This is a genomic window from Streptomyces sp. SID5643 (assembly GCF_009872555.1).
Classification (GTDB): domain Bacteria; phylum Actinomycetota; class Actinomycetes; order Streptomycetales; family Streptomycetaceae; genus Streptomyces; species Streptomyces iakyrus.
In genome coordinates this window covers 38,277-63,849 of the sequence record NZ_WWIC01000216.1, presented here as the reverse complement: position 1 = coordinate 63,849, position 25,573 = coordinate 38,277, and the positions used below count along the sequence as shown (strand labels likewise).

Annotated in this window: 26 protein-coding genes; 15 read left to right on the top strand and 11 right to left on the bottom strand. The window is 73.4% G+C overall.

The window, feature by feature from the left end:
• Positions 1–610, bottom strand: a 610-nt coding sequence (locus tag GTY56_RS24465; RefSeq protein WP_202510671.1) for a TerD family protein, incomplete at its 3' end; no start/stop codon positions are given.
• Positions 611–908: 298 nt separating this feature from the next.
• Between GTY56_RS24465 and GTY56_RS24460 the strand changes: the two genes are divergently transcribed.
• The 4 genes from GTY56_RS24460 to GTY56_RS24445 all read left to right on the top strand — a co-directional run bounded on the left by GTY56_RS24460 (position 909) and on the right by GTY56_RS24445 (position 5,568).
• Positions 909–1,337 carry a DUF6643 family protein gene (locus GTY56_RS24460; protein ID WP_107457590.1) on the top strand — a complete coding sequence of 143 codons (429 nt, stop codon included), beginning with the start codon at positions 909–911 and terminating at the stop codon, positions 1,335–1,337.
• 44 nt (positions 1,338–1,381) lie between these two features.
• The gene (locus tag GTY56_RS24455) at positions 1,382–2,209 is read left to right on the top strand and encodes an MOSC domain-containing protein (protein WP_161367482.1); all 828 of its coding nucleotides are present in this window, start codon (positions 1,382–1,384) and stop codon (positions 2,207–2,209) included.
• A 162-nt stretch (positions 2,210–2,371) separates the two neighbouring features.
• Entirely contained in the window at positions 2,372–2,977 is a 606-nt protein-coding gene (locus GTY56_RS24450) for an Rv1733c family protein (RefSeq protein ID WP_161367481.1), read from the top strand.
• Positions 2,978–3,132: 155 nt separating this feature from the next.
• The gene (locus GTY56_RS24445; protein WP_161367480.1) at positions 3,133–5,568 is read left to right on the top strand and encodes a right-handed parallel beta-helix repeat-containing protein; all 2,436 of its coding nucleotides are present in this window, start codon (positions 3,133–3,135) and stop codon (positions 5,566–5,568) included.
• A gap of 8 nt (positions 5,569–5,576) precedes the next feature.
• Here GTY56_RS24445 and GTY56_RS24440 read toward each other — a convergent pair whose 3' ends face one another.
• Positions 5,577–7,940, bottom strand: a complete 2,364-nt coding sequence (locus GTY56_RS24440; protein WP_346345561.1) for a hypothetical protein — start codon at positions 7,938–7,940, stop codon at positions 5,577–5,579.
• A gap of 290 nt (positions 7,941–8,230) precedes the next feature.
• Here GTY56_RS24440 and GTY56_RS24435 point away from each other — a divergent pair, with 290 nt between their 5' ends.
• Together GTY56_RS24435 and GTY56_RS24430 are read left to right on the top strand one after the other, a co-directional pair.
• Positions 8,231–9,061: a DeoR/GlpR family DNA-binding transcription regulator gene (locus GTY56_RS24435; protein WP_033307013.1), complete on the top strand. Its 831-nt coding sequence runs from the start codon at positions 8,231–8,233 to the stop codon at positions 9,059–9,061.
• Between the two features lie 63 nt (positions 9,062–9,124).
• The gene (locus GTY56_RS24430; RefSeq protein WP_161367479.1) at positions 9,125–9,592 is read left to right on the top strand and encodes an SRPBCC family protein; all 468 of its coding nucleotides are present in this window, start codon (positions 9,125–9,127) and stop codon (positions 9,590–9,592) included.
• Positions 9,593–9,602: 10 nt separating this feature from the next.
• On the opposite strand, the gene cds1 is transcribed toward GTY56_RS24430, so the two are convergent.
• Positions 9,603–10,727: an L-cysteine desulfhydrase Cds1 gene (cds1, locus tag GTY56_RS24425; protein WP_161367478.1), complete on the bottom strand. Its 1,125-nt coding sequence runs from the start codon at positions 10,725–10,727 to the stop codon at positions 9,603–9,605.
• Between the two features lie 498 nt (positions 10,728–11,225).
• On the opposite strand from cds1, the gene GTY56_RS24420 reads away from it, so the two are divergent.
• Complete coding sequence (locus GTY56_RS24420; protein WP_161367477.1) at positions 11,226–11,549, top strand: hypothetical protein; 324 nt, start codon at positions 11,226–11,228, stop codon at positions 11,547–11,549.
• A gap of 183 nt (positions 11,550–11,732) precedes the next feature.
• Positions 11,733–12,266, top strand: coding sequence for an ATP-binding protein (locus GTY56_RS24415; RefSeq protein ID WP_181361499.1), 534 nt, complete (start codon positions 11,733–11,735; stop codon positions 12,264–12,266).
• Positions 12,267–12,460: 194 nt separating this feature from the next.
• On the opposite strand, the gene GTY56_RS24410 is transcribed toward GTY56_RS24415, so the two are convergent.
• A complete protein-coding gene (locus GTY56_RS24410; RefSeq protein WP_161367476.1) occupies positions 12,461–12,745 on the bottom strand; it encodes an SHOCT domain-containing protein in 285 nt (94 codons plus the stop codon).
• Positions 12,746–12,907: 162 nt separating this feature from the next.
• Between GTY56_RS24410 and GTY56_RS24405 the strand changes: the two genes are divergently transcribed.
• Genes GTY56_RS24405 through GTY56_RS24395 form a run of 3 tightly spaced genes read left to right on the top strand, consistent with a single transcriptional unit; the run spans position 12,908 to position 14,989 of the window.
• Positions 12,908–13,486 (top strand): TetR/AcrR family transcriptional regulator, encoded by a 579-nt coding sequence (locus GTY56_RS24405; RefSeq protein WP_161367475.1) that lies wholly within the window; start codon positions 12,908–12,910, stop codon positions 13,484–13,486.
• Between the two features lie 10 nt (positions 13,487–13,496).
• Positions 13,497–14,084, top strand: coding sequence for a DUF4865 family protein (locus tag GTY56_RS24400; protein WP_161367474.1), 588 nt, complete (start codon positions 13,497–13,499; stop codon positions 14,082–14,084).
• Positions 14,081–14,989 (top strand): phosphotriesterase family protein, encoded by a 909-nt coding sequence (locus GTY56_RS24395; RefSeq protein WP_161367473.1) that lies wholly within the window; start codon positions 14,081–14,083, stop codon positions 14,987–14,989. The genes GTY56_RS24400 and GTY56_RS24395 overlap by 4 nt, the downstream gene beginning before the upstream one ends.
• A gap of 18 nt (positions 14,990–15,007) precedes the next feature.
• On the opposite strand, the gene GTY56_RS24390 is transcribed toward GTY56_RS24395, so the two are convergent.
• The 4 genes from GTY56_RS24390 to GTY56_RS24375 form a co-directional block, all read right to left on the bottom strand.
• Positions 15,008–15,430: a PPOX class F420-dependent oxidoreductase gene (locus GTY56_RS24390; RefSeq protein ID WP_161367472.1), complete on the bottom strand. Its 423-nt coding sequence runs from the start codon at positions 15,428–15,430 to the stop codon at positions 15,008–15,010.
• Between the two features lie 11 nt (positions 15,431–15,441).
• On the bottom strand, positions 15,442–16,332 hold the full coding sequence (locus GTY56_RS24385; RefSeq protein ID WP_161367471.1) for an NAD(P)-dependent oxidoreductase: 891 nt from the start codon (positions 16,330–16,332) through the stop codon (positions 15,442–15,444).
• A 143-nt stretch (positions 16,333–16,475) separates the two neighbouring features.
• Positions 16,476–17,723: an ROK family protein gene (locus GTY56_RS24380; protein WP_161367470.1), complete on the bottom strand. Its 1,248-nt coding sequence runs from the start codon at positions 17,721–17,723 to the stop codon at positions 16,476–16,478.
• 55 nt (positions 17,724–17,778) lie between these two features.
• Positions 17,779–18,453, bottom strand: coding sequence for an alpha-ketoglutarate-dependent dioxygenase AlkB family protein (locus GTY56_RS24375; RefSeq protein WP_161367469.1), 675 nt, complete (start codon positions 18,451–18,453; stop codon positions 17,779–17,781).
• A 68-nt stretch (positions 18,454–18,521) separates the two neighbouring features.
• On the opposite strand from GTY56_RS24375, the gene GTY56_RS24370 reads away from it, so the two are divergent.
• Entirely contained in the window at positions 18,522–19,652 is a 1,131-nt protein-coding gene (locus GTY56_RS24370) for a methyltransferase (RefSeq protein WP_161367468.1), read from the top strand.
• Here the strand turns inward: GTY56_RS24370 and GTY56_RS24365 are convergent.
• On the bottom strand, positions 19,642–20,502 hold the full coding sequence (locus GTY56_RS24365; RefSeq protein WP_161367467.1) for a ketose-bisphosphate aldolase: 861 nt from the start codon (positions 20,500–20,502) through the stop codon (positions 19,642–19,644). The two genes, GTY56_RS24370 and GTY56_RS24365, sit on opposite strands and share 11 nt — an antisense overlap.
• Before the next feature lie 27 nt (positions 20,503–20,529).
• Positions 20,530–21,411 (bottom strand): SIS domain-containing protein, encoded by an 882-nt coding sequence (locus GTY56_RS24360; RefSeq protein ID WP_161367466.1) that lies wholly within the window; start codon positions 21,409–21,411, stop codon positions 20,530–20,532.
• Between the two features lie 118 nt (positions 21,412–21,529).
• Here GTY56_RS24360 and GTY56_RS24355 point away from each other — a divergent pair, with 118 nt between their 5' ends.
• A complete protein-coding gene (locus tag GTY56_RS24355; RefSeq protein ID WP_161367465.1) occupies positions 21,530–22,309 on the top strand; it encodes a DeoR/GlpR family DNA-binding transcription regulator in 780 nt (259 codons plus the stop codon).
• A gap of 61 nt (positions 22,310–22,370) precedes the next feature.
• A complete protein-coding gene (locus tag GTY56_RS24350; protein ID WP_161367464.1) occupies positions 22,371–24,197 on the top strand; it encodes a glycoside hydrolase family 15 protein in 1,827 nt (608 codons plus the stop codon).
• Positions 24,198–24,200: 3 nt separating this feature from the next.
• On the opposite strand, the gene GTY56_RS24345 is transcribed toward GTY56_RS24350, so the two are convergent.
• Positions 24,201–25,160, bottom strand: coding sequence for a DUF8832 domain-containing protein (locus GTY56_RS24345; protein WP_161367463.1), 960 nt, complete (start codon positions 25,158–25,160; stop codon positions 24,201–24,203).
• Positions 25,161–25,357: 197 nt separating this feature from the next.
• Here GTY56_RS24345 and GTY56_RS24340 point away from each other — a divergent pair, with 197 nt between their 5' ends.
• On the top strand, positions 25,358–25,570 hold the full coding sequence (locus tag GTY56_RS24340) for a heavy-metal-associated domain-containing protein (RefSeq protein WP_161367462.1): 213 nt from the start codon (positions 25,358–25,360) through the stop codon (positions 25,568–25,570).
• Positions 25,571–25,573 lie beyond the last annotated feature (3 nt).

Genomic DNA, 25,573 nt, shown 5'->3' with positions numbered 1-25,573 from the left:
TCGGCGGGTGCGTGTACGCGGACGCGGCGGGCGGTGCGGCCGCGGGGGGCGCCGGAGCGACGGCCGGGGCCGGCGCCGGGGCCGCCTGCTGCGGTTCGTCCACCGTGATGCCGTAGTCCGTGGCCAGTCCTTCGAGACCGCTGCTGTAGCCCTGACCGACGGCGCGGAACTTCCAGGAGCCCTGGCGGCGGTAGAACTCGCCCAGCACGAAAGCGGTTTCGGTGGTGGCGCCCGGGTTGTCGAAGCGGGCCACCGGTGTCCCCTGGGCCGCGTCCTGGACTTCGATGTAGAGGCCGGGAACGTGCCCGAACGTGCCGCCGTCGGCGGAGGCGGCGAGGACGACCGTCTCGATCGCGGGCTCCACGCGCGCGAGGTCGACGAGGAGCGCGTCGGTCACCCGGCCGTCGGTGGTGCGCTTCCCCTCGTGGCGGATCGCGCCGGAGGAGTGCGCGGGCTGGTTGTAGAAGACGAAGTCCGCGTCCGAGCGGACCTTTCCGCTGACCAGCAGCAAAGCGGAGGCGTCGGTGTCGGGCACGCCCGCTCCGGCCCGCCACCCCAATTCCACCCGCAAGGCCGCGGTGGGCACCGGAGTATTTGAACCTTTCAGCATGTGCATGTCCGCCCCCATTGCGTGCCACCGCGCCGGGCCCGTCCCGGCGGTCCTTCGACTTCCGTGCGCACAACCTAATTCCTCGCCGCGGCGAAGTCCCCAGCGTGGCCGCCCGGAGGGCCGGCGGCCAACCCCTGGTAACCGGCCCGGAACTCGGCCTTTACACGATCAGAACCTCGGGGGGCGCCCCATTTTGCCGAGTTCGCTCGCATTGGGGATCCCGGGTCACTGCGGACACGGAAAACAACCCTCTTATCGGTCTCCCCAACCAGCACATCGTGGGCTTAACTTATGTGCCATGACCTCCCCCCGCTCCACCTATGGCGGCGGCTACTACTCCGCCTCCTTCCCGGACACCCCGATCTACGACAAGCTCGTCGCCGAGCGGGGCACCCCGCAGATCGCACCGATCCGGGTCCCCGCTCAGTACGACATGCCGGGCAGCAGCCTGCCCGCCCTCCCGTCGGCGCTGCCCGCCCTGCCGGCAGCTCCCTCCCAGTCCGCCTACGGCTATCCGCAGGCGCAGCAGCCCTCACCTCTCCAGCAGGCGCCCGCGGCGTACATCCCGCAGCAGGCCACCGCTCCGCGCGGCTACCCCGGCCCCCAGCCGCAGCAGCCGCGTCCGGCCGCACCCGCGGGCTACGAGGCGATGCGCCCCGCGGCTCCCCGGCCGGCTCCTGCTCCCTATCAGGACCCGTACAACAACCAGCAGTACCGCGGGTACTGAGCAACCCTCCGGGGGCTGTCGGTGCCGGCTGGCACGATGGCCCCATGGGGAACGCTCACCTGCACTCGATTCACGTCCATCCGGTCAAGGCGGTCCGGGGCCTGGCGCCCCAGGAGGCCGTCGTGGAGCCCTGGGGCCTGGCCGGAGACCGGCGCTGGGTGCTGATCGACGACGGGGGAAAGGTCGTCACGCAGCGCCGGCATCCGCAACTCGCGCTCGTCGCCGCCGAGCTTCGGCCCGGTGGCGGCGTCCGGCTGTCCGCGCCCGGCATGCCGCCGTTGGCGGTGCCCGTTCCCCGGCCCGCCGCGAGCGTGCCGGTGGAGATCTTCCGCGACAAGGTCGAGGCGGTGCCGGCCGAGGACGAGGCCGCGCACGCATGGGTCAGCTCCTGCCTCGGCTTCGACGCGCGCCTGGTGTACATGGACGACCCGGCCACCCGCCGCCGCCTCGCCCCGGAGTACGCGCGGCCCGGTGAGACCGTCTCCTTCGCCGACGGCTTTCCGCTGCTGCTCGCCACTACGGCGTCGCTCGACGCCCTCAACTCCCTGATCGGGCAGGGCGAGCACGCCGGCGAGGGCCCGCTGCCCATGAACCGCTTCCGGCCGAACATGGTCGTGGCGGGCACCCCCTCCTGGGCCGAGGACGCCTGGTCGCGCATCGCCGTCGGAGAGGTGCCCTTCCGCGTGGCCAAGCCGTGCGGCCGGTGCGTGGTGACCACCACCGACCAGGGCACCGGCGAGCGCGGCCATGAGCCCCTGTTCAGCCTGGGCCGCCACCGCCGCCTCGGCGGCAAGCTGGTCTTCGGTCAGAACCTGGTGCCGCTGTCCCGCGGCACGATCCGGGTCGGGGACCCGGTCACGATCCTCGAATAGCTCTTCGGGCGGAGCGGGAACCGCGCCGCGAGCCCGGGCGTTGGCCTGTGTGAGAAATTCATGAGAGATCCCGGGGGAAGTGATGTCGCTCTCTCTTCGCCGGGTCCATGCGCGGGCGGCTCCGCCGGGGGAGTATCACGGAGCGGGAAGGGGGTGCAGGCGGTGCGAGCGATCAGCGGACTCTGGCGCTGGCGGCGCAATCCGCTGTGCCGCGCGACCGACCTGGCCGAGGCCTGGGTGGCGCTGGCCGCCCTGCTGCTGATCCTGCTGGCCGCCCCGGTGGCCGGCTCGCTCGTCGGGGGTACGGCACAGGACGCCCTTCAGCGCTCCGTCCGGGCGCAGCACGAGGCCCGGCATCTGGTGACGGCTACCGTGGTCCGCAAGCTGGACCGCTCCCCGCTGGACGCCGACCCGGAGACCTCGTCGGGCAGGGATCTGCGCACCCGCGTCCTCGCCGACTGGACCGCACCGGACGGCACCCCGCACCAGGGCCCCGTCCTGGCGAGCCTCAAGAACCCCCAGCAGGGTGACGAGTTCCGGATATGGACCGACCGGCACGGCCGGATGGTGGCCCGCCCGCTCGACTCCGCGACGGCCTCGACGCACGCGGTCCTCGCCGGCTTCGGCACGGCCCTGGCGACGGGCGGTCTCATCGAGGCCGGCAGACGGCTGATCGTCTGGCGCATGGTCCGCCGCCGGTACGCCCACTGGGACCAGGCATGGGACAAGGCGGGCCCGGACTGGGGCAGGACGGGCACCGGCAGCTGACGGCCTTCCGGCTCTGGTCAACCCACCACCCGCGCGCACGCTACGGTGGTCCGGCCGAACCGTTCGGCACAAACCCGCGCGCGAGCGAGCCCCAGGGACGCGCCCCGAGGGCGGACGAGCCATCAGTACGACCGAGGTGGGGGCACGGCTACACCATGGCACAGGGCACGGTCCAGGTGACGCACACCGGCACGTCGCGGTGGCGGCGCCGCACAGGTGAGTACGCATCGCTCGCCGCCGCCCTGGAGGCCGCGGCCGACGGGGACGTCCTCACCGTCGCGCCCGGCACCTACCGGGAGAACCTCGTCCTGCAGCGCGCGGTGACCCTGCGCGGCCCCGAGGGCTCCCCCGGCTCCGTGCGGATCGCGCCCCTGGACGGCGTGCCGCTGACCGTGCGCGCCTCGGCGGTGGTGCAGGACCTCCACGTGGAGGGCCAGGACGCCGCCGCGCCTGCCGTGCTGGTGGAGGAGGGCACCCCGGAGCTGCGGGACGTGCGGGTGGTGACGCGGTCGGCGGCCGGGATCGAGGTGCGCGGCAGCGCCCGGCCCACGGTCCGGCGCTGCGCGGTCGACAACCCTGCGGGCATCGGCATCGCCGTACTCGACGGCGCGGGCGGGGTGTTCGAAGAGTGCGAGGTCGTCGCGGCCGGTCAGGCGGGCGTGGCGGTGCGCGGCGGCGCCCACCCCCGTCTGGAGCGCTGCCGGGTCCACCACACCTCCGGCTCGGGCCTGTCGGCGACCGGGGAGAACTCCGCGCTGGAGGCGGTGGGCTGCGAGATCTACGAAGTGCGGGGCAGCGGTGTGCAGATCACCGGCCGCGCCACGGCGCACCTCACCGACTGCGACGTGCACCGCACGACGGCCGACGGGGTCACGCTCGACACCGACGCGGTGCTGACGCTCGCCGACTGCCGCATCCACGACATCCCGGAGAACGCGGTCGACCTGCGTTCCCGTTCCGTCCTGACGCTGACGCGCACCACGGTGCGGCAGTTCGGGCGCAACGGCCTGTCGGTGTGGGACCCGGGCACGCGGGTGGACGCCAACCAGTGCGAGATCTTCGACAGCACGGGCGACTACCCGGCGGTGTGGGTCAGCGACGGCGCCACCGCCGTCCTGGACTCCTGCCGGGTGCACGACGTGCCGGACGCGCTGTTCGTCCTCGACCGCGGCTCGCGTGCGGACGTCGTCGACAGCGATCTGTCGCAGGTGCGCAACACGGCGGTGTCGGTGAGCGACGGCGCGACCGCGCAGCTCGACGACTGCCGGATCCGGGAGGCGGCGACCGGCGCATGGTTCCGCGACCACGGCAGCGGTGGCACGCTCAGCAACTGCACGGTGGACGGCACCCAGACCGGCGTGATCGTCACCAAAGGCGCCGACCCGACCGTGGAGCGCTGCACGATCGACTCCCCGGCGGAGGCGGGCGTCTACGTCTCGGCCGGCGGCCGCGGCAGCTTCCAGAACTGCCGGGTCACGGGCAGCGGCGGCTACGGCTTCCACGTGATCGACGGCAGCCGTACGACGCTGCGCAAGTGCCGCACGGAGCGGTGCGCGCGCGGGGGTTACGAGTTCGCGGACAGCGGCGCGGACGCCGCGTCCGGGGCCGGCCCGCTCGTCGAGGACTGCACGAGCGACGAGAGTGCCGGGCTGCGTGCGCCCACGGCGCCGGCGACGGCCGTGCAGACGGTGAGCCACTCCCCCGGCCTGCTGGGCGCGGTCCCGGGCCAGCGCACCGAGCCGGAGCCCCCGGCGCCGGTCGCCGAACCCGAGCAGCCGGCCCGCACCTCCAAGGACGTCCTCGGTGAACTGGACGCGCTGGTGGGCCTGGAGAGCGTCAAGCGCGAGGTGCGCGCCCTCACCGACATGATCGAGGTCGGCCGGCGCCGGCAGCAGGCCGGTCTGAAGGCGGCCTCGGTCAAGCGGCACCTGGTCTTCACCGGGTCCCCGGGCACCGGGAAGACGACGGTCGCGCGGCTCTACGGCGAGATCCTCGCCTCGCTCGGTGTGCTGGACAAGGGCCACCTGGTCGAGGTGTCCCGGGTGGACCTGGTCGGCGAGCACATCGGCTCGACGGCGATCCGCACACAGGAGGCCTTCGAGAAGGCGCGCGGGGGCGTGCTGTTCATCGACGAGGCGTATGCGCTGTCCCCTCAGGACGCGGGGCGCGACTTCGGCAAGGAGGCCATCGACACGCTGGTGAAGCTGATGGAGGACCACCGGGACGCGGTCGTGGTGATCGTCGCGGGCTACACGGCCGAGATGGAGCGCTTCCTGTCGGTCAACCCGGGTGTGGCGTCCCGCTTCTCCCGGACCATCACCTTCAGCGACTACGGCCCCGAGGACCTGCTGCGGATCGTGGAGCAGCAGGCCGAGGAGCACGAGTACCGGCTGGCGCGGGGCGCGCCGGAGGCCCTGCGGAAGTACTTCACGGTGCTCCCCAAGGGCCCGGCGTTCGGCAACGGCCGTACCGCACGGCAGACGTTCGAGGCCATGGTCGAGCGGCACGCGAGCCGGGTCGCCCAGCTTCCGGAGCCGAGCACGGACGACCTGACGCTGCTCTACGCCGAGGATCTGCCCGAGCTGCTCTGAGGGTCCGCCTATGCGGCGGGCGGCTCGGGCTCGTGGCGCGGCGAGGGCACTTCCCCGGCCTCCGGGTCCTGTGGCCGCAGCCGCGCCAGCAGCTTGCGGCGTTCCTCGGCGAAGACCGGATCGGCCTGGTAGCCGGAGTGACCGAGGATCGGCGCGGGGAGCGGCAGGAGTTCGGTGCGGCCGTAGGCGAGGGGGTCCATCAGGGGGGCGTGGTCGACCTGCGGGCCGCGGTCACCGGGCAGGCGCACCGGGCCGCCGATGGGGTCGGTGAGCCGGTGGAGGTTGCGCCAGCAGTCGACGTCCCGGTGCAGGGAGCTGAGCGCGTCGGGTCCGAAGTGTGCCGGGAACCAGCGGCCGTAGAGGCGCTCCAGTGGGGAGCCGTAGGTCAGCAGCGCGACGCGTTTGCGGGCTGACGGGGCGAGTTGCCAGGCCGCGGCGGCGGCGAGGACGCTGCCCTGGGAGTGCCCGGAGATGACCAGCCGTCCGCCGGTGGCGCGGGTCCAGGTGGCCATCCGCCAGGTCAGGTCGGGTACGGCGCGCTCGGCGTAGCAGGGCGGGGCGAAGGGGTGGGAGGCGCGTGGCCAGAAGGTGCCGACGTCCCACAGGATGCCGATGGTGCGGCGGGCCGAGGCGTCCTTGTAGGCGCGCCGGCCCCAGGTGACGAAAAGGAGGAAGCCGAGGCCGATCAGCCAGGAGCCGAGGGCCTGGGAGGTCTCGGCGGCGCCATGGACGACGGGGTAGGTGCCCTGCGCGGCCTCGCCGGGGGTCTCGTCGGTGGCGAGGGCGCCCACGAGGGCTCCGGCGCCGAGCAGCAGGGTGACGCCGGAGGTGACGGCGACGATGCGGGGTCCGCGGTCGGTGAGCGCGGCCATCGCCCGGGTGTAGGCGATGCGGCGGGTGCGGGCGGGGTCGAGGTCCTCGTCCGGGTAGTCGAGTGCCACGGCGGTCCGCTCGGCGCGGGCGAGCTGCCAGGCGCGGTGGGCCAGCCAGCCGATGAGTCCCAGCAGCACGACGAGCAGCGGGGGGATCACGGACGCCTGCCAGGTCAGCAGGACCGGCGGGCCCTCGATCGACGCTCGGGTGCCGTCCAGCCAGTCGGACACGCGCTGCGACACGCCGCCGGACATGACGCCGCCGAGGGCGCAGGCCAGCATCGCCACGGCCGGTCCGCCCAGGCCCCGCAGCACGGCCCGCCGGTCGGGGTCGGTGCGGTGCAGGACGTGGGCGACGACGCCGAGGACGATCACGAGCAGGCCCTGGACCAGGGCGATCCCGCCGAAGGTCGCGTCACCCGGGAGCCGGCCTTCCGACGTCCACCCGGGGCGCTCCCACCCGGCGTACAGCAGGGCGAGGACGAGCAGCACGAGCGCTACGAGCGGCAGGCGTCGTACCAAACGCTCGTCCAGTTCCCGGTCCAGCCGTCTCTCGCTGCGGCCGCGGCGGCACACCACCCACACCACGGCGACCGCGCAGGCCGCGAGGGCCGCCTCCAGGACCAGGCCCAGAACGTGGAGGGTGGTGGGACCGCCGGGGCGCCGGTCGAAGCGGGCGGCAGCGCTGCCGACCGCGGCGGCGACCGTGATCAGGCCGGCGGCGGTGTGCGCGGCGCGCAGCCGGGCCACCAGTCGGCGCCCGTACCAGAATCCGGGCCGGCCGAGGGCGGTCGGGCCGCCGTCGCCTCCGGGCTCGGGGGCGCGTTCGATGGGCTGCTGGGACTCGTAGTCGCTCCACGTGCGCCGCGACAGGTACCAGAGCAGGACGGTCAGGGCGATGGGCACGACGGCGGCGAGGGCGAGCCTGCGGCCGGGGGCACTCCACCAGCCGCCGTCCGAGACGGTGGGCGAGAGGAAGCCCAGCCAGGTGTGGCGGTCGGCGCATGCGGTGGTGCCCGCGCACTGCCAGGCCGCCAGGTCCAGGGCGACCTCGCAGGCGGCCGCGACGAGCAGCACCGTCAGCGTGAGCGCCGCGAGCCGTACCAGGAGGCCGTAGAGGCGTACGGTGCGGCGGCGGCCGTGGGCGGAGGGGCGCATCCAGTGGGCGAGGTTGACGACCATGAACGGCAGCAGCAGCAGCCACAGGGCGCGGGTGCCGTTGCCGGAGGTGAGGTTGCACCAGACGTAGGCCTCGGGCACCGGCCCTTCACGGCGGCGGTCGTCGGGGGTGTGCTCGGCGTCGACGTCGTCGGCGCGCCGGAAGACGGCAGCCGTGTCGTCGCCGGTGACGCGTACCGTCCGCGGATCGTTGAGCATCTCCTGCGGCGTGGTTCCGCCGACGCCGTGGACCAGGAGTTCCAGGGCGGTCCCGGGTTCGCCGGGCCGCGGGGCGGGGCCGTCGGGCCCGCCGGTCGACACATGTTCCTGCGCACGTTCCACTGATTCGCACTTCCCCCGTGACACGCCGTCGGCTCTGTCCGTGCGGGCACAAGGATCTCCATTTCCGCGTCGCCGCACACCTCCTGTCACGGAATCTCCCCGATCCGTGATGAAGCGTTGTGACGGCTGAGCCACCGGTGGCACATGCGCGGCGGGTGGGCGTGGTGGCGCTCTCCGCTCGGCGACATGCGAGGATGGGGCGTCCTCGCACCGAGGGTCGGAAGAATGTCCTGGTCGGGTCCGGTGTGGGGGGTGTCGGACGGCATTGAGGCGAAAGGACCGGAGCGTACGTGAGCGAGAATCAGAACCTCCTCGCGGAGCAGCGGCGATCCCTGATCCTCGACGAGGTCCGCCGCCGGGGCGGTGTCCGGGTCAACGAGCTGACCCGCAAGCTCGGCGTGTCGGACATGACGGTCCGCCGTGACCTCGACGCGCTCGCCCGCCAGGGCGTGCTGGAGAAGGTGCACGGCGGCGCGGTCCCGGTGGTCGAGGCCAGTACGCACGAACCGGGCTTCGAGGCCAAGTCCGGCCTGGAGCTGACCGCCAAGGAGGACATCGCACGCGCCGCGGCCAAGCTGGTCGCGCCGGGCGCGGCGATCGCCCTGTCGGGCGGTACGACGACCTTCGCGCTGGCGCACCAGCTGCTGGACGTCCCGGACCTCACGGTGGTCACCAATTCCGTGCGGGTCGCCGACGTGTTCCACGCGGCGCAGCGCACCTCGGGCCCGCGGCAGGGCGCGGCCACGGTCGTGCTGACGGGCGGGGTGCGCACGCCCTCCGACTCGCTGGTGGGGCCGGTGGCCGACCAGGCGATCGCGGCGCTCCACTTCGACCTGCTGTTCCTCGGGGTGCACGGCATATCGGTCGAGGCCGGTCTGTCGACGCCGAACCTCGCGGAGGCCGAGACGAACCGGCGGCTCGTGCAGTCGGCCCGCCGCGTGGTCGTGGTCGCGGACCACACCAAGTGGGGCAAGGTGGGGCTGAGTTCGTTCGCCTCGCTGGAGCGGATCGACACGCTCGTGACGGACGCCGGCCTGCCGGACGACGCGCGCGGGGTGGTCGCGGAGCATCTGCGGCGGCTGGTGGTGGCCGGGGAGCCCGAGGACGGCGCAGACATCTGACGGCGGCTCAGCTAGGGTGATCCGTCCGGTCATCGCCCGCTCCCGTCCAGGAGGGCTCCGCCCATGCCTCGTCGACTGCGCCCGGTGGAACTCGACTTCGTGACGACGGCTCCTGTCCGTCATGCCTTCGAGCGGGACATGGCCGCTGTGCCGGAGGCGGTGTACGGCGCGCTGGAGGACGTGCCGGGCTGGGCCGAGTGGTTCGCGCAGGTGTCGGCCGCCCGCCCGGTCGGCGCCGGGGCGGGGCGGGACATCACGCTCACCGGTGGCATCCGGTTCCGTGAGACGGTCATCGCGGCGAAGGGACCCGAGCTGTACGCCTACCGCGTGGACGTCACCAATCTGCCGGGCGTGCGGGCGATAGCGGAGGAGTGGCGGCTCACGCCGGCCGGGAGCGGCACCCGGTTGCGGTGGACCTTCGCCACCGACGGGACCGCTGCGTACCGGCTGGCCGTGAAGGTGGCGCGCGGGGGGCAGGCGCGCGCGTTCCGGGACGCCGTGCGAGCGCTGGACCGGCGGCTGAAGGTCTGAGGAACAGAGCTCAGTCCGGCCAGACGCCCGTCTCCAGCAGCGAGTCGATCGCGGCCGTGTACGGCTGGATGTCCAGCCCCTGGGCGGCCAGCCAGGCGTCCGAGTAGTACTTGTCGAGATACCGGTCCCCCGGGTCGCACAGCAGGGTCACGACGCTGCCCTGCCGGCCCTCGGAGACCATCTCCGCGACGATCTTCAGGGCGCTCCACAGACCCGTGCCGGTGGAGCCGCCGGCCTTGCGGCCGATGGCGCGTTCCAGGGCGCGTACGGCGGCGACACTGGCCGCGTCGGGCACCTTCATCATCCGGTCGATCGCGCCGGGCACGAAGCTCGGTTCCATGCGGGGCCGGCCGATGCCCTCGATACGGGAGCCGCAGTCGCAGGTGACGTCCGGATCGCCGGTGGTCCAGCCCTCGAAGAAGCAGGAGTTGTCGGGGTCGGCCACGCAGACGCGGGTGTCGTACTGCATGTAGTGGACGTAGCGCGCGAGGGTCGCGGAGGTGCCGCCGGTGCCCGCGGTGGCGACGATCCACGCCGGCTCCGGAAACCGCTCCATGCGCAGCTGACGGAAGATCGACTCGGCGATGTTGTTGTTCCCGCGCCAGTCCGTGGCCCGCTCGGCGTAGGTGAACTGGTCCATGTAGTGGCCGCCGGTCTCGGCCGCGAGGCGGGCGGACTCCTCGTACATCGTGCGGGGGTCGTCGACGAAGTGACATCGGCCGGAGTGGAACTCGATGAGGCGGATCTTCTCGGCGCTCGTCGTGCGCGGCATGACGGCGATGAAGGGCACGCCGATCAGCTTCGCGAAGTACGCCTCGGAGACGGCCGTCGAGCCGCTGGAGGCCTCGATGACGGGCCGGTCCGGCCGGATCCAGCCGTTGCACAGGCCGTAGAGGAAGAGGGAGCGGGCGAGCCGGTGCTTGAGGCTGCCGGTGGGGTGGGTCGACTCGTCCTTCAGGTACAGGTCGATGCCCCACCGCTGCGGCAGGGGGAACTGCAACAGGTGTGTGTCGGCCGAGCGGTTGGCGTCCGCCTGGACTCTGCGGACGGCCTCTTTGAGCCACGCCCGGTAGGCGGCGTCGCTCTGGTCGACGTCGAGGGTCACGCCGGTCCGGGTCTGCTGGGGGGTACTCACGGGGGGGCTCCTAACGCTGCGCGCCGGCAAGGGGGCGCACGGCCGGCACACCGATCATAAGCACCTTACGCACGCTCCTCACCTGCATAAACGCTTCTTTGAGCCCCCCAAAGCGCCCCCAGGGGCAGGGCCCGGTGCAAGGGGGCGCGCGGTCCGGGGAGCGCATGGGCGAGTGTGCTGCGGGCGCCCCCGGAGAGGGGGGCGCGGGCACTGGTGCTCGACGCCGGGCGGGGGCAGACTGCTCGGCGGGACCAAGGCCCCGGACGGGGTGAGCGCAGGGTACGACGGGCGCCCGGGGCAGGCTCCGGGCGCGGCCACCATCCTCCGGGGGCGGCCCCCGGCGGGCCGCACCGCACGGCCGGACCGGAAACCGGGCGGGCACACCACCCCGGAGGGACCTTTCGTCCGGACGGGGGGACACTGGATCAGGACACGAGCCCGTACCGGGCGCCGTGCGGAGCGGGCCGGTACACCGACGCGCACTAGGGGGCGGGTGGCATGGGAGAGCCGGAGTTCAGGGCCACGGGCGTGCGGATCGGGAAGCGGCTGCGTTCGCTCACCCGGGCCGGGCAAGTCCGGATCAGCGACGGCCGGCTCCAACTGCTGACCAGCTACGGCAGTGAGATCGACAGCGCGCCGGTGCAGGCAGTGCGCGCCTCCAAGCCCTGGTTCGGCCCCGATGACCGGGCCACGGCGGACCTCAACGGCCACCGGTACCTGCTCACCCTGGGCGACCACGACCCCGCCCCGGGGGAACCGGGCCCGCCGGCCGCGCGGCGCTTCATCGAAGCCGTGCGCAAGGCAGCGGGGCGCGGCGACTGAGATGTCCGCGAGTTGCGGTGCTTCATCCCCTGCGCCACTCTGGTCTCACGTCACTCTGGGTTTACCGGCGATAACGCTGCGAACCAGCCCGCCGGCCACGACAGCAGGCGGCAGTGTCACGCAGGCGCCCTGCTGGATCCGAACTCCGTGTTCTTCCGGACCTCACGTCGGGGAGTCGCAGCCGTGATCAGCTACCCAAGCAGGCACTGCACGGTGGAGCTCCAAGCCCTGCCGTCGCGGATCGGCCAGGTCCGCAGAATCGTATCTGCGCAATTGCGCTACTGGCATCTGGATCCCCTGATCGACCGGGCCTCGCTCGGCGTGACGGAGCTGTTGTCCAACGTCCACCGCCATGCCCAGCCCGACAAGACGTGCACCGTGGAGATGGAGCTGCTGCTCGACCGGCTCACCGTCTCGGTGCGCGACGGCGATCCTCGGATGCCCGTGGTCGACGACGCCGAACCGCTGGCGACCTGCGGGCGCGGGCTCGCGATGGTGGCCGCCATGAGCGAGAGCTGGGGCGTCCGGCCGGACGGCGAGTCCGGCAAGGTCGTGTGGTTCACCCTGCCGACCTCCGCCCCGGCGGTGACGGCGCCCTCGCTCCACGCGCGGCGCACGGTCCTGGACAAGCCCGCGCGCCGTTTCGCCGAGGTCGGGGCTTCCGCCGACGGGCTCCGGCCCGACCATGCTCCCGCCCGGTCCGCCGTTGCCGGTTGACCGGGCGGTGACCACCGTCCCCTCGGGTGCCTCGGCGGCGTGCGCCGCTGCGGGCGCTCCGGGGGCGCACGTCACCTCGTGGCGATCACGCGCAGCACGCGCGGGTCCGGCCCGCGCCGGACCGGTCACGGCACCGGGAGGGCGCCGGCCGCGACCGCCACGACGATGGGGGGCGGTGAGTCGCGGCGGTCGCCTCACGCCACACCTCCCTTCCGGCCGAACTCCTCGTTCAGTACGGACAGTCGGCGCCAGTACTCGTCCTCGTCGATCTCGCCGGAGGCGAAGCGGCGGCCGAGTACCGCGATGGGCGAGTCGCCCCTGACGGTGGACTGCCCCAGGGGACCGCCGCGGCGGCCACGCCACACGGAGCGGCGCAGCAGCACGATGCCGCCGCCGATCACCAGCGCCCAGATCACCGGGAAGAGCAGGATCCACGGGCCGGGCCCGCCGCCGTCGCCGAAGTTCGCCAGGGTCTGCATGTCGTCCGACTCCTCGATCGCTCGATGGTGTGTGCCGCTTTCGAGCGTCCTCCGGCGGGGACCCCGCGTCGTCGTACGGCCGGCGGCACCGTCCGTACCCCGTGGGGCGTAGACGCGCGCGGCTCCATCGCTCCGCGGCACTCGACCTCTGTAACTACTGGTATGTACAGTGCGGTCATGAGCACCCCTGAACGGCTGATCGAGTCCACCCGCGAACTGCTGTGGGAGCGTGGCTACGTGGGCACCAGCCCCAAGGCGATCCTGGAGCGCGCGGACGCCGGGCAGGGCAGCATGTACCACCACTTCAAGGGCAAGCCCGACCTCGCACGGGCCGCCATCCGCCGGACCGCCGAGGAGATGCGCGCCACCGCGGCGGGAGTGCTCGACGGCCCGGGCACGCCCTGCGAGCGCATCGAGGCGTACCTGCGGCGCGAGCGGGACGTACTGAGGGGCTGCCCCGTGGGACGGCTGACGATGGACCCGGACGTCATGGCGAGCGCTGAGCTGCGCGCTCCGGTCGACGAGACGCTCGACTGGCTGCGCGGGCGGATCGCCGGAATCGTCGAGGAAGGCCAGGCGCAGGGCCAGTTCGCGTCCGGACTCGACGGCGGCGAGATCGCGGCGGCGGTCGTCGCGACCGTCCAGGGCGGTTACGTCCTCGCCCGCGCCTCCGGCTCCCCCGCCGCGTTCGACGCGGGAGTCCGGGGGCTTCTCTCCCTGCTGGCACCCCGGACTCGTTGAGGAGACCTCCTTGCACGCCATGCAGTACGAGCTCACCCTGCCCGCCGGCTACGACATGGGCCTCATCCGCGACCGCGTCGCCCGCCGCGGGCACCTGCTCGACGACTGGGACGGGCTCGGCCTCAAGGCCTACCTGATACGCGAGCGCGGCCTGCGCGGCTCGCCGGTCGACCAGTACGCGCCGTTCTACCTCTGGAACACCGTGGACGGTATGAACGCCTTCCTGTGGGGCGGCGGGTTCCAGGGCGTCAGTGACGACTTCGGGCGGCCGTCGGTGCGGCAGTGGACGGGGCTCGCGTACGAGGAAGGACGCGGTGCGAACGCGCGGTTCGCGGTGCGTCGGCGCCGGCCGGTGCCGGACGGCGGGCCGTTGGCCGGTGCCGCGGCGGACGCGGTCGGCGAGGCCCGGCGGCTGGCCGGGCAGGACGGGGCCGTGCTCGCCGCCGCGGCCGTCGACACGAGCCGCTGGGAGGTGGTGCACTTCTCCCTCTGGGAGCACTGGGATCAGGACACGCCCCGGGCCGACTGCGAGGTGTTCGAGGTCCTGCACCTGTCCGCGCCGGGCCGGGACCGGCTGCCCCGGGGACGCCGGTGGTGAGCGCGGTCCGCACGGTGCTGGGGGACGTGTCCCCCGCAGACCTGGGCGTGTGCGACGCCCACGACCACCTGTTCTTCGGCAGTCCCCGGCTGCCCGGCCAGGAACTGCGCAGCGTGGCGGCGGCGCGGGCGGAGCTGGCGGCGTTCCGGGAGCAGGGCGGGGGAACCGTCGTGCAGTGGACGCCGTACGGGCTCGGGCGGCGGGCCGCCGATCTGCCACCGCTGTCCCGGGAGTCGGGTGTGCACGTGGTGGCCGCGACCGGCCTGCACCAGGCCGTGCACTACGACGAGGGCACGCTCACCGGGCTGCGGGGCCGGCTCGCCGAGGTCTTCGTCTCCGAACTCACCGAGGGCATCGGGACATCGGGGGTGCGGGCGGGGCTCGTCAAGGTCGCGGGCGGCTTCCACACCCTGGACGCGCACGCCCGCTGGACCATGACGGCGGCGGCCGAGGCCCAGCACGCCACGGGCACCGCGATCGCCGTGCACCTGGAGATGGGCACCGGGGCGCTGGACGTACTGGACCTGCTGTGCGGGGAGTTGGGGGTGCCGCCGCACCGGGTGGTGCTCGGGCACCTCAACCGCTCCCCCGACCCCGTGGTGCACCGGCAGGCGGCCGAGTCCGGCTGCTATCTGGCCTTCGACGGGCCCTCACTCGCCCACCACACCACGGACTGGCGGATGCCGGACGCCGTACGGGCCCTTGCCGACGCCGGGTTCGGCGACCGGCTGCTGCTGGGCGCGGACACCACCACGGCCGCCGCCCGCTCGGTGGACGGCGGCCCCGGGATGCCCTACCTGCTGCGCCGGGTGCGGCCCCGGCTCGTGCACGCCGTGAGCGAGGAACTGGTGAGGCGCATCCTCACGGAGAATCCGGGCCGGGCGTTCGGGGCCGAGTGGCCCTGACCCGCCTTGTCCCCTGCCTCAGCCACCGGCCTGGTCGCTGTCCTTCATCGAACCCCAGCCGTGCCAGCGGTCGACCTCGATCCAGGCGCTCACCCGGGTGCGGACGCGGTCGGGGTACGGCTTGCCGGTGTAGTGCCGGGCGAGGAGGTCGATGTCGGCCAGGTCCTCGTCGGCGTACATCTCGGTCACGCGGCCGATGAGGGTGACGTGGGTGTACCAGTCGTCGTCGGCGAGGACGGTGAGGGTGACGCGCGGGTCGCGGCGCAGATGCTTCAGACGGACCCGGCCCTCGTCGAGGTTGACCAGGACCCGGCCGTCCTGCCACGCGTACCAGGTGGCGGTGGACACCGGTGCGCCGTCGGAGCGCAGCGTGGCCATGACGCAGGGGTTGGGCCTGCTCAGCAGGGCGTCGGCCTCGGGCGGCAGCGGCGGCTTGGACATGAGGGAACCTCCTAGGAGTCGGTCTTCTCGTCGAAGCTGGCGAAGTAGGCGGCGGCCATGTCCTCGTCGGCGTGGCCCTGTGCGGCCGCACGCTCCATGCGGGCGGCGGCCGCTTCGGCGACGTCCAGGCGGACGCCGTTGTCGGCGCCGGCCCGGACGATCAGCCGGGCGTCCTTGGCGGCGGTGCTCACCGCGAACTGGGGCGGTGTGAGCTTGTCTTCGAGCACGAGATCCGACTTGGCGCGCAGATAGCCCATGTCGAGCGGGCCGCCGGCGACGAGGTCGAAGAAGCCGTGCGGGTCGACGCCGAGGGCCTTCGACAGGGCGAGGGCCTCGCCGGCGGCGGCTGTGACGGCGAGGACCCAGCTGTTGGCGACGAGCTTGAGTCGGGTGGCCCCGCCCTCCGCTCCGTCCTCGCCGGACCAGACGGTGCGGGCGCCGACCGCCTCGAAGACCGGCGTCACCTTCTCGCGCCCCTCGACGGGGCCGGCCGCGAGCACGGTCAGTTTCCCCTCCTCGGCGGGCCGGCGGGTGCCCAGGACGGGGGCGTCGTAGAAGAGGAGGCCGTGCTCGCGGGCGAAAGCCGCCAGCTCGGCGACGCCGTCGAGGCCCGCGGTGCCGGCCTGCACCCAGGCGGTGCCGGGGCTCAGGGCGGGGGCGGCCTCGCGCATCGTGTCCAGGGCGGCGGGGCCGTCGTAAAGCATGGTCAGGACGACGTCGCTGTCCCGCACCGCCTGCTCGGGGCTGCCGGCGATGCGCACGCCGTCGTCGGCCAGCGGCTCGGCCTTGGCCCGGGTGCGGTTCCAGGCGTGGACCGTGTGACCGGCCCGGGCGAGGTTGCGGGCCATCGCGGCACCCATGATGCCGGTGCCCAGGACGCTCACGGTGAGCTGGTGGGTCATTGCGTCAACTTCCTCGGTGATGCGGTCGCGGGCGGACTGCCTGCCCCCCAGCCTGCCCGCTCAGCGGCGCGCCTTCCCGCAGGCGGCGCGCTCAAGCCTGACCCCCGTGGGGTCAGGCTCGCGGGAGCACGCCCGACGACCGGTCACCCGCGCCGGGACAGGGCTCCCAGCGGATCGTCCAGGACCGGCTGCCAGGCCAGCTCCGCCGCGCCGACCAGGCTGTTGTGGTCGAGGGTGCAGGGCAGGATGGGGACGCCGCCGCTCTGGCCCCACAGGCTGCGGTCGGCGACGACCGCGCGCAGGCGGGCGGGTTCGGCGTCGAGGAGGGTGCGGTGCAGGCCGCCCAGGATGATGCGGTCCGGGTTGAGGATGTTGACCAGACCCGCTAGGCCGAGGCCGAGGCGGTCGACGAGGGCCTCGGCGGCGGTGCGGACGGCCGGGTCGTCGTAGTGGTGGCGGATCAGGTCGATGGACTGCTGGAGCAGCGAGACCTCCGGGCCCGGTTCGCGGCCGGCCTCGGTGAGGAAGGCCAGCGGGTCGGTCTCCACGTCCAGGCAGCCGCGGCTGCCGCAGTGGCAGGGGCGGCCCTCGGGGTGCACGGTGAGGTGCCCGACCTCCAGCGCGAGGCCCGAACTGCCCCGGTGCAGGCGGCCGTCGAGGACCAGCGCACCGCCGACGCCCCGGTGGCCGGTGGCCACGCAGAGCAGGTCCCGGGCGCCGCGGCCGGCGCCGTGCCGGTGCTCGGCGAGCGCGGCGAGGTTGACGTCGTTCGCGGCGAACGCGGGCCCGTCGATGCCGGCCGCGCGCACCTGCTCGGCGAAGATGTCCCGCACGGGCGCGCCGGCGGGCCAGGCCAGGTGAAGAGGGTTCAGTGCCAGGCCCTCGGGTTCGGCGACGGCGGAGGGTACGGCGAGGCCAGCGCCCACGCACCGGAGCCCGGTCTCGCGCAGCAGCTCGGCACCGGCCGTGACGACGGAGGCGAGCACCTTGGCCGGGTCGGCGTCGACGACCTCGCAGCCGGGCGCGGTGGCGACGATCCGGCCGCCCAGTCCGACCAGCGCCGCACGGAAGCCGTCGGCGTGCACCTGCGCGGCCAGCGCGACGGGTCCGTCGTCGGCGACGGCCAGTTTGTGGGAGGGCCTGCCCTGCGATCCGGCCGCGGCGGCGGGCCGGGCGTCGACCCGGATCAGCCCGAGTGCTTCCAGCTCGGCTGCGACCGCCCCGGCCGTCGCACGCGTCACCCCGAGCTCGGCGGTGAGCACGGCCCGGGTCGGCGCGCGTCCGGTGTGGACGAGCTCCAGCGCGGGTCCGAGCGCCGCGCGCCCCCGGTCCAGCCGCGTCCTCGAGGTGCTCCCGTCCCCCGCCTGCCGGGGGTCCGCCTTCCCGCTCATGAGGGCGAGTCTCCCATGATCCGCCGGGATGGTGGCCGAGCCTGCCTGCCGGACGTCACGGAGCGGCGGGGCTCCGCCCGGCCGGGTGCCGGAAGCCGCTGACCCGGAGCGTGATGTTGAGACGGCCGGTGAGGCCGAGCCCGGGCGGTGCCGTGCCCGCGTGGACGCGGGGGACTCCGTGGTAGGCCAGGCGGGACGGGCCGCCGAAGACGAACAGGTCACCGCTGCGCAGTTCGACGTCGGTATAGGGCCGGGTGCGGGTCTCGGTGTTGCCGAAGCGGAAGACGCAGGTGTCGCCGAGGCTCAGCGACACCACCGGTGCGTCGGACTTCTCGTCGCTGTCGCGGTGCATGCCCATACGGGCGTCGGCGTCGTAGAAGTTGATCAGGGCGATGTCGTAGTCCGGCGCGGGGCCTGCGAGGGTGTCGCGGACCGCCCGGCGGCCCAGTTCGCCGAGCCAGGTCGGGAACGGTTTCACCGGCGCGCCGTCCCCGTCGGCGACCGTGCGGGCGTAGGCGTACGGGTACCAGTGCCAGCCCAGGCACACCTGGCGGGCGGTCATGGTGCCGCCGCCGGGGGTGCGGACCGTGCGCAGGCCGGCGGGGGGCCGGGCCCACGCGCGGCACGCGTCGAGCAGTTCCCGCTGGTGTTCCGCGTCCAGCCAGCCGGGCAGGTGCACGGCGCCGGGCGCGATCTGCGCTCGCGGCCTGGGGAACAGCTCGGCGTCCATGCCCTCCATGGTGCCCGACACGCCCTGAGCTGCGGCTCGGCTAGCCTGGTCGCACGATGAACGACCGTATGACGACGCCGTGGGGCGAGCCGGAGCTGACCCGCTTCCCCGAGGACCCGCGCGACCGGCTGCGTGCCTGGGACGCCTCGGACGAGTACCTGCTGAGGCATCTGGCCGCGGAGCGGGTGCCGCTGGACGGCACGGTCGTGGTCGTCGGAGACCGGTGGGGCGCGCTGGTCACGGCGCTCGCGGAGCACCGGCCGGTGCAGATCAGCGACTCCTTCCTCACGCAGGAGGCGACCCGTGCCAACCTCGCGCGGGCGGGTGCCGAACAGGGTGCGGTGCGGCTGCTCACCACGCAGGATCCGCCGCCGGAGCGGATCGACGTGCTGCTGGTGCGGGTGCCGAAGAGCCTGGCGCTGCTGGAGGACCAGTTGCTGCGGCTGGCTCCTGCCGTGCACGCGGGGACGGTCGTCGTGGGGACGGGCATGGTGAAGGAGATCCACACCTCGACGCTGCGGTTGTTCGAGCGGATCCTCGGCCCGACCCGCACCTCGCTCGCCGAGAAGAAGGCCCGGCTGATCTTCTGTTCGCCGGATCCGGTGCTGGAGCGGCCCGCCGGCCCGTGGCCGTACGTCTACACGCTGCCGGACGGCATCGGCCCCGCCGCGGGAGGCACCGTCGTCAATCACGCGGGGGTCTTCTGCGCCGACCGGCTCGACATCGGCACGCGGTTCTTCCTCGGGCATCTGCCGCAGGGGCGGGGGCGCCGGGTGGTGGACCTGGGGTGCGGCAACGGCGTGGTGGGGACGTCGGTGGCGCTGGCCGACCCGGACGCCGAGGTGCTGTTCGTGGACGAGTCGTTCCAGGCCGTGGCCTCGGCGGAGGCCACGCACAAGGCCAACGGCGCACCGGGGCACGCCGAGTTCCGGGTCGGGGACGGTCTGGCGGGCGTGCCGTCCGGCAGTGTCGACGTGGTCCTCAGCAACCCGCCGTTCCACTCCCACCAGGCGACGACGGACGCCACGGCCTGGCGGATGTTCACCGGGGCGCGGCGCACGCTGCGGCCGGGCGGGGAGCTGTGGGTGGTCGGCAACCGGCATCTGGGCTACCACGTCAAGCTGCGCAAGCTGTTCGGCAACAGCCGGGTCGTCGCGAGCGATCCGAAGTTCGTGGTGCTGAAGGCCGTCAAGCGGTAGCGCAGCCCAGGGTCTGGAGGGTCCTGGCGACCGTTCGGGTCATCGCCTCCCGGGCGAGGGTCAGGTAGCTGCGCGGGTCGACGGCCTCGGGGCGTTCGGTGAGGAAGTCCCGGATCGCTCCGGTGAGTGCGATGTTCAGGGCGGTGCCGATGTTGACCTTGGTGATGCCTCCGGCGACGGCCGCCCTGAGTTCGTCGTCCGGGACACCGGAGGAGCCGTGCAGGACGAGCGGGACGTCCAGTGCGGCCGACAGGCGTTTGAGCAGGGCGTGGTCGAGGGCCGCCGTGCGGGTGGTCATGGCGTGGGAGCTGCCGATGGCGACGGCCAGGGCGTCCACGCCCGAGTCGGCGACGAAGGACCGCGCCTCCTCGGGGTCGGTGCGGGCGCCGGGGGCGTGCGCGTCCAGCGGGGGTCTGCCGTTCTTGCCGCCGATCTGGCCCAGCTCCGCTTCGATCCACAGCCCTTGTGCGTGTGCCCAGTCGACCGCCGCCCGGGTCGCGGCGAGGTTCTCGGCGTAGGAAAGGCGGGCCGCGTCGTACATCACGGAGCTGAAGCCGGCGTCCGCGGCCTGGCGCAGCAGGGCGCCGCCCTGCACGTGGTCGAGGTGCAACGCGACCGGTACGGCGGCCCGTTCGGCCACGGCTACGGCCGCGCGGGCGAGCGGGAGCAGCTGTCCGGCGCGGAACTTCACCGCGTTCTCGCTGACCTGGAGGACGACGGGGGCGCGGACCGACTCGGCGCCCGCGACGACGGCCTCGACGTGCTCCAGGGTGATGACGTTGAAGGAGGCGACGGCGGAGCCGGCCGCGGCGGCGCGGGTGACGAGGTCACCGGTGGTGGTCAGAGGCACGGGGTCTCCTGGGGCCTGTCGTTCGGATCAGGGTGCGAGGATCACCGAGCGCGTGAGGTGGCGCGGGCTGTCGGGGTCCAGTCCGCGGGACGTGGCGACGGCGACCGCGAGACGCTGGACGCGGACGAGTTCGGCGAGCGGGTCGAGGCGCCCGGCGATCCACAACGCTCCCGTGTCCCGTACTTGTCGGGCGAGTCCGTCGGGTGCGTCGCCCAGCATCCAGGTCACCGTGCCCCGGGTGCTGACGCTGATGGGGCCGTGCCGGTACTCCATCGCCGGGTAGGCCTCCGCCCAGGCCAGCGCGGCCTCGCGCATCTTCAGTCCGGCCTCGTCGGCCAGGCCGACGGTCCAGCCGCGCCCGAGGAAGGTGAACTGCCCGCAGTCCGCCACTCCTTCGGGCAGCGGCTCCGTCAGGGCGGTGCGCGCGTCGGTGACCGCCGTATCGGGGTGGAGGCCGAGGTGGGCACGGAGCAGGGTGAGGGCCGTGGTCGCGAACCGGGTCTGGACGACGGAGCGTTCGTCCGCGAAGTCCAGGACGGCGAGTTCACCGGCGGCCGTCCGCACGGGCGTGTCCGGGTCGGCGGTGATGGCCGTGGTGCGGGTGGCGCCTTTCAACCGGCCCAGCAGGTCCACGATCTCGGTCGTGGTGCCGGAGCGGGTGAGGGCGACGACCCGGTCGTAGCGGCGGTCGTGGGGGAACTCCGAGGCGGCGAAGGCGTCGGTCTCGCCCTGGCCCGCACCCTCGCGCAGGGCCGCGGCGGCCCGTGCCATGAAGTACGAGGTGCCGCAGCCGACGATCGCGACCCGCTCCCCCGGGCCGGGCAGCACGTTCGCGTGGCGGGCCGCCTCCGATGCGGCGCGTGCCCAGCACTCGGGCTGGCTGGTCAGCTCGTCCTCGACATGCGTCATCCCGCACCCTCCGCTCTGATTGTTCCTGCAAGATAGCGCCAGCTTTCGAGCATCATCAAGCATGCGACGGCTTCGGGTGCGTTAGGGTCGCCCGGAGATCGAGGACGTGGAGGTGCGGATGTCGCGCGACGCCCGCTGGAAGGCGCTGCTGGAACTGCTCGTGGAGCGCGGCCGGCTGGACGTCGAGGACGCGGCGGCCGAGCTCGGGGTGTCGGCGGCGACGATCCGCCGTGACTTCGACGGACTCGCCGAGCAGCAGATGCTGGTGCGCACCCGGGGCGGCGCGGTCGTGCACGGCGTGTCGTACGAGTTGCCGCTGCGCTACAAGACGGCCCGCCACGCCTCCGAGAAGCAGCGCATCGCCAAGGCGGTGGCGGATCTGGTGGCGCCGGGCGAGGCGGTCGGGCTGACCGGCGGGACCACCACGACCGAGGTGGCGCGAGCGCTGGCCGTGCGCGGGGATCTGGGCTCCGGGGCGCCCGCGCTGACCGTGGTGACGAACGCGCTGAACATCGCGAACGAGCTGGCCGTGCGGCCCCAGTTCAAGATCGTGCTGACCGGAGGGGTGGCGCGGCCCCAGTCGTACGAGCTGGTCGGGCCGCTGGCGGACGGGGTGCTCGGGCAGATCACCGTCGACGTGGCGGTGCTCGGTGTCGTCGCGTTCGACGTGACGCACGGCGCCGCGGCGCACGACGAGGCGGAGGCGGCGATCAACCGGCTGCTGTGCGAGCGGGCGGAACGGGTGGTGGTCGCCGCCGACTCCAGCAAGCTGGGGCAGCGGGCCTTCGCCCGGATCTGCGCGGCCGAGGCGGTGGACATCCTGGTCACGGACACCGCGGCCGACCCTGAGGCGGTGCGGCGCTTCGAGGAGGCCGGGCTGCGGGTCGTCACCGTCTGACGGCGGCGGTCCGCCGGCGGCTCTAGGCTGGGCTGAGGCGCCTACCGGCTGGGAGGCTGTCATGGGCGGAACGGCGCAGAACCAGGGCGGGCGGCGCTATGTTCCGATCGCCGAGCACGGGCTGATCGGCGATCTGCGCAGCGTCGCCCTGGTGGGGACCGACGGCACGATCGACTGGTACTGCTGCCCGGCCTTCGACGCGCCGAGCGTGTTCGCGTCGATCCTGGACGCGGAGCGGGGCGGCTGCTTCGAGCTGGCGGCGACCGTGCCGGCCCGGACCAAGCAGTTCTACTTTCCCGACACCAACGTCCTGATCACCCGGTTCTTCACCGAGGACGGGGTCGGCGAGGTGCAGGACTTCATGCCGGTCGGCGGCGGGGCGGCCGAGGCGGAGCGGCACCGGCTGATCCGGCGGGTGGTGTGCGTACGCGGCTCGATCCCGTTCCGGACGCGCGTGGCGCCCCGGTTCGACTACGGCTCCCTGCCGCACACCCTCCGGCTGACCGGTGACACCGCGCAGTTCGAGACCGAGCGGCTGACGCTCGCGCTGACGGCGACCGTGCCGCTGGAGGCGGACGGGCCGGACGTGTGCGGCGACTTCAAGCTCTCCGAGGGCGACTCGGCGGTGTTCGCGCTGGACAAGGTCGGCGCCGGTGTGGCGCCCCGCCGGTGTGCGCGCACGGAGGCGGAGGAGCAGTTCGCGGCGACGGTCGCATACTGGCGGCACTGGCTGTCGGCGTCCCGGTACAAGGGCCGCTGGCGGGAGATGGTGCACCGTTCGGCGCTGACGCTGAAGCTGCTCACGTACGCGCCGACCGGGGCGATCGTGGCCGCGCCGACGACGAGCCTGCCCGAGGAGCTCGGCGGGGAGCGCAACTGGGACTACCGGTACGTGTGGGTGCGCGACGCGGCGTTCTGCGTCTACGCGCTGCTGCGGCTGGGCTTCACCGGGGAGGCCGAGGCGTTCATGGACTTCGTGACCCGGCACATCAGCCCGGGTGACGGCAAGACGTCGGGACCGCTGCAGATCATGTACGGCATCGACGGACGCACCGAGCTGCCCGAGCGCACCCTCGGCCACCTGGAGGGACACCACGGCTCGGCGCCGGTGCGGGTCGGCAACGCGGCGGCCGACCAGCTCCAGCTGGACATCTACGGCGCGCTGATCGACTCGATCTACCTCTACGACAAGTGGGCCAAGCCCATCTCCAGCGGTCACTGGGACGACGTGTGCGCGCTGGTGGACTGGGTGTGCGCGCACTGGGACCAGCCCGACGAGGGGATCTGGGAGACGCGGGGCGGGCGCAGGAACTTCCTCTACTCGCGGCTGATGTGCTGGGTGGCGATCGAGCGGGCCATCCGGATGGCCAACCGGCGCGGCCTGCCGGCCGACCTGCCACGCTGGCGGGAGTGCCGTGACACGGTCTACCGGCGGATCATGAGCCGGGGCTGGAGCGAGGAGCGCGGGGCGTTCGTCCAGCACGAGGACGGTGACGTGCTGGACGCGGCCGTGCTGATGATGCCGCTGACGAAGTTCATCGCCCCCACCGATCCGAAGTGGCTGTCGACGCTGGACGTGCTCACCGAGGAGCTGGTGTCCGACTCGCTGGTCTACCGCTACGACCCCCGCTCCAGCCCCGACGGACTGCGCGGCGACGAGGGCACGTTCTCCATCTGCTCGTTCTGGTACGTCGAGGCGATGGTGCACGCGGGCCGGATCGACGAGGCGCGCCTGGCCTTCGAGAAGATGCTGACGTACGCCAACCATGTCGGCCTGTACGCCGAGGAGATCAGCCACACCGGCGAGCAGCAGGGCAACTTCCCGCAGGCCTTCACGCACCTCGCGCTGATCAGCGCCGCCTTCAACCTGGACCGGGCGCTCGGCTGACGCTCAGTGTCCGTGACCGTCGTCCGCATGCCCCTCGGGGGTACCGGAGTCGGGCGCCGCTCCCCCGGCCCGAGCGGTGAAGGCCGCGGTGTGGACCTTCCCGTCGTGCCGGAAGTCGAGGAAGAGGCGGTAGGAACCGGAGCTGGGGGCCGTGGCGGTGAACGAGATGTCCGGGCCGGGCCGGGTCGTGCCGTCGCCGGGTTCGCCGTTCGGGTGGACGTGCAGGTAGGCGAGGTCGCCGGAGCGCAGGGCGACCAGGTGGCCGTACGCGCCGAGATAGGGCTGGAGGTCGGTGACGGGCTTGCCGCCGCGGAGGACCTTCAGCTTCAGTTCGCTCGCCTTGCCCGGGCGCAGGGCGCCGGTCAGCCGCACCTCGTAGCCGTCGACCCGGGCCGTGGTGCTCTCCGGCGGCAGCTGCCGGGCACGGTAGGGGCCGGAGGCGGCGAGGTCCGCGCCGAGGGTGAGGTTCTCAGCGCCCTTCCCGGCCGGGGTGAAGTCGGCGAAGACGCGGTAGCCGCCCGCGCGGGGCAGGTCCACGGGAGTGCTCCAGGTGCCGTCGGCGGCGCGGGTGGGGTGCAGGTGGCGGTAGGTGACCAGGTCGCGTGAGGCCACGATGAGGTGCAGTTCCTTGTCGTGTTCGCGCTGGTAGGCGGTGACCGCGCGGCCGTCGCCGTCCCGGACGGTGAAGCGCAGGTCGGTCTGTTCGCCCGCGGTGACGCGCGGGGTCCGGAGGTCGAGGGTGTAGCCGCCCTCGGAGATCTGCAGCCCGCCGGCCGGGGGCGTGTCGTGGCCGGCGTGGCCGCCGCCCTTCTCCCCTTCCGGCGCGGGCCGGGTGTGTTCGCCCTCGTGCTTCGGCGGGCTGTCGGCGACGACCGGGCCGACGCCCTGTCCGACGCCGTAGGCCGCGCCGAAGGTCGCTGCCAGCGCGGCGGCGAAGGTGGTGATCCTCAGTCCGGTGTTCATGGCGTCGGCTCCTTCAGGTACCGGGCCTCCCGCTCGAATGCGGGGCCTCCATGCAGTTCACCATACCCCTAGGGGGTACCGAGTCAAGTGGTGCCGACGCTTGCATCGTATACCCCTCGGGGGTATACATGAAGTCGACGGAGGGGTACCCCCACCCCGTATCTCCGCACTTGTTCGTTCACTCAGAGGAGGCACCGATGCCCGCCACCACTTACGCCGTGTCCGGGATGTCCTGCGGCCACTGCAAGGCCACGCTGACCAAGGTCATCGGCGAGCTGGACGGCGTCAGCGGCGTCGAGGTCGACCTCGGCAGCGGCCACGTCACCGTCACCAGTGCCGCCGAGCCCGACGACGGCGTGATCGCCGAGGTCGTCGACGAGGCCGGCTACGAGCTGACCGGGAGGGTCTGAGCC